General features: G+C 38.4%; 3 protein-coding genes. All 3 read right to left on the reverse strand.

The features are described from left to right. Positions 1–28: 28 nt before the first annotated feature. The 3 genes from AC1WHX_RS11605 to AC1WHX_RS11615 all read right to left on the reverse strand — a co-directional run bounded on the left by AC1WHX_RS11605 (position 29) and on the right by AC1WHX_RS11615 (position 2,867). Positions 29–1,054 (reverse strand): alpha-amylase family protein, encoded by a 1,026-nt coding sequence (locus AC1WHX_RS11605; protein WP_302545291.1) that lies wholly within the window; start codon positions 1,052–1,054, stop codon positions 29–31. A gap of 78 nt (positions 1,055–1,132) precedes the next feature. Further along, complete coding sequence (locus AC1WHX_RS11610; protein ID WP_302545292.1) at positions 1,133–2,143, reverse strand: hypothetical protein; 1,011 nt, start codon at positions 2,141–2,143, stop codon at positions 1,133–1,135. Positions 2,144–2,177: 34 nt separating this feature from the next. Beyond that, positions 2,178–2,867: a TlpA family protein disulfide reductase gene (locus AC1WHX_RS11615; protein WP_481229416.1), complete on the reverse strand. Its 690-nt coding sequence runs from the start codon at positions 2,865–2,867 to the stop codon at positions 2,178–2,180. Positions 2,868–2,914 lie beyond the last annotated feature (47 nt).

Here is a 2,914-nt window from a genome sequence, read left to right on the forward strand (position 1 = left end):
AGGATCTCATTACTATTCTTGTATTACACTATTTTTTAAAAAGCCTATATATCTTCGCCATATTATTCGGAGAAGAATACTCAAGTCCCTTTTCATTAAGAGTAACACCCTCACCCGTCCAACACTCATAACTTCTAGAAACATCTATATTTTCGGGATCGATATTCATATACGAAAAATCGATAGTTCCGGTTTTATCTCCCGATTCGTAATTAAAATGAGCAATATAATAGGAATCTTCGGTCTCGAGATAAAATAAATCGACTGAATTATTACGTCCCGACAATTTATGTCCATAAGCCGGACGGAAAGATTTTCCCAAACGTATGACATCATTTACTTTCTCAACAGTAGAAAATTTTATGGCTTTTTCCTGACTGATTTTCGAACCGACGGCAATTCCTTTTGTTGACAAATTATCTCCAAGAATGCAATATCCGGTTACTGCTCCGGTTGTCATTCTCGATATATTTTCCGCTTCACTACGATCTCCCATTACCAAATGATCCGGGTCATTAAAGCAATAAACACGACTAAGCCACCAGCCGAAAGAGAAACTGTTCATCATATAACTCGTATGCCACATTTCTCCCCAAGCATCGCAACTGATACGACGGGCATGGGCATAATTGGCAGGAAAAAGCGGAGATATCGACTCGATGATAAAAATATCGTCTCCGGCACGTTCCCTCAAATGCTTCATACCATAGTTATAAGCCTGAATGCCCGTAGTAACTTTCGGATTACGATAACTATCTGCCTCGATAGATCCGTTACTCAAAAAATCCAATTTCAAACATTTGATTCCGGCATCCTTAAATTTATCTATAAAAAAGTTGATGCGGGAAAGTGTAGCCGGGGCTGTCGGATCCATACACGCTGCACCGGCTTCCCACTTAATCTTACCGAAAACTTTCAATAATGCTTGTCCATACACATACCCGTTATTTCCTTCTACGGCACGATCTTCTACTCCCGCATAATCGCAGAACGGAGACCAATAAGCCCCGGCCATCTGCCCGTTTGCTTCACAGTGCTTTACAAACTGTTTCAATTCATCCCAATCGAGTTTATCCCAAGATGCATCTAAATTGATAAAGATAACACCATCATCACCGAATCCGCCTTTATTCTAAATATTCTCCTTTATAAAATCCGATACCGACACAACACCATCATAACTGATCTCAGTACCCATGCCGCCCCAACTACTCCAGCCGTAAGGTGCAGGTTTATCCCAGCTTCTTTTCGGAGCGATTGCACAACATACATCACCAAAAGTCTCCAATCCGGTACGCCAGTCACCGGAATAATGCACAATCATACGGGCAGATTTTACCTGCTGTCCCTTTACAGCACCATGAGGTTTTAATACACCATCTATCATATCGCGCGTTATATGATGCGTAACACCGCTAAAACATTCAAGATTGGTGATCTTACCTTGTGCCAGCGGGCTTCCGGTTATCCTGACAGCAGATTTCCATGTATCATGATCGACAGAGCCGATAACCAACCCCAACTGTGTTTCACCATTAAATATTGCCGAGACTTCCATCGAAACAGAGTCTCGGGCAACACGCCCGATAGCCAAAGACTCCGGATCTGTCTGACTACAGCTCAAAGGATAAGAAGTATACGTTATAAACCCGTCATTATCAAAAGGAACTGTTATAAATCGATTATTAACGTCGGCAGGTAAAAACAGATTATCGGCTTCGGTACTGATAGGCGCAATATAATTGCTTGATATAATCGAATTGTCCGGAGACTGCAATATTACATCGGTAAGAAAGTAATCTTGTCCGTCATATAAATAAAAATTTTGATAGACTATGGGGTTATCCGAATCTTCACTGCCGGTATATTCAATGGTAAATTTCCGGGCCTTACCCACTTCATCAACAATATCCTCTTGTTTTATTTTTACAGAATTATACGAAGAAGCATCCAAAAGTACATCCCCATTTTTAAACTTTATTTTGACATCTTTAAGCACTGTCACACCTTCTTTTACGAATTCCGCTCGTTTTGTCTCATCATCAAACTTAATATTCCACTTTCCAAAACTCATCTCAGAAATGGTCGCATTTGCAATAAAAGGTATAATACACAAAAAGAATAAAACTGTCAGCTTTTTCATGATATATCATATTTTAATTGACTCTCATAGATTGTTATTCAGATTCTTTATCCAATGAATCCAAAACGGTCAACATCCTGCGCATGCCTTCTGCAACAAACACGTCTTTTATTACCAGATTACGATCTACAATTACACTGAACGGAGCTATTTGTATTTCTTTAAAGAGTGGGTATCTTTCCTCATAGCTGCAATCCGGGATAAGATGAATATTTTCCCACCTGAAATTGTGCTTTTGCATAAAAGATCGGACTGTGTCTCGACTATTACCTGTAATGGCAAAAATGTCGGTCTCGGGATATTCTTCTCTGAGAGCATCCAATATTTTGAGCTCTTTAATGCAGGGAGGACAATAAATACTCCAAAAAACAATTAACGAGATATTCTTATTTTTTCCGACTGTTCGTTTATTTCCGGCTAAATCCTCAATTTCCAAATCGGGCAGTTTTTCTCCAATACATTCCCGATAATTTTTAGGAATTTTTCTCATCAACAGAAAAGCTGTGGTATCCTCTACATTTCTTGAAGTGATAATATATTTTAATGTTGCCAACGAATCATTAAACATCTCTATAGATATTCTCACACTGTCAGCATCAAAAAAAGCTACATATTTTTTGGGTTGAACAATCAAACTCTTACCATCTTCACTTCGTGTTACCGATTCTTGAGCAAATAATCCGAATGGAATAAAAAATAAAAGTAAAACAAGCAATTTTTTCATGATATATCATATTTTAATTGACTCTCATAGATTGTTATTCAGATTCT

The sequence above is a fragment of the Coprobacter sp. genome, from assembly GCF_982436375.1.

Excerpts from the sequence above, each read along its gene's own strand:
- AC1WHX_RS11610 (WP_302545292.1), bottom strand. The coding sequence starts at position 2,143 with ATGAAAAAGCTGACAGTTTTATTCTTTTTGTGTATTATACCTTTTATT.
- AC1WHX_RS11615 (WP_481229416.1), bottom strand. The coding sequence starts at position 2,867 with ATGAAAAAATTGCTTGTTTTACTTTTATTTTTTATTCCATTCGGATTA.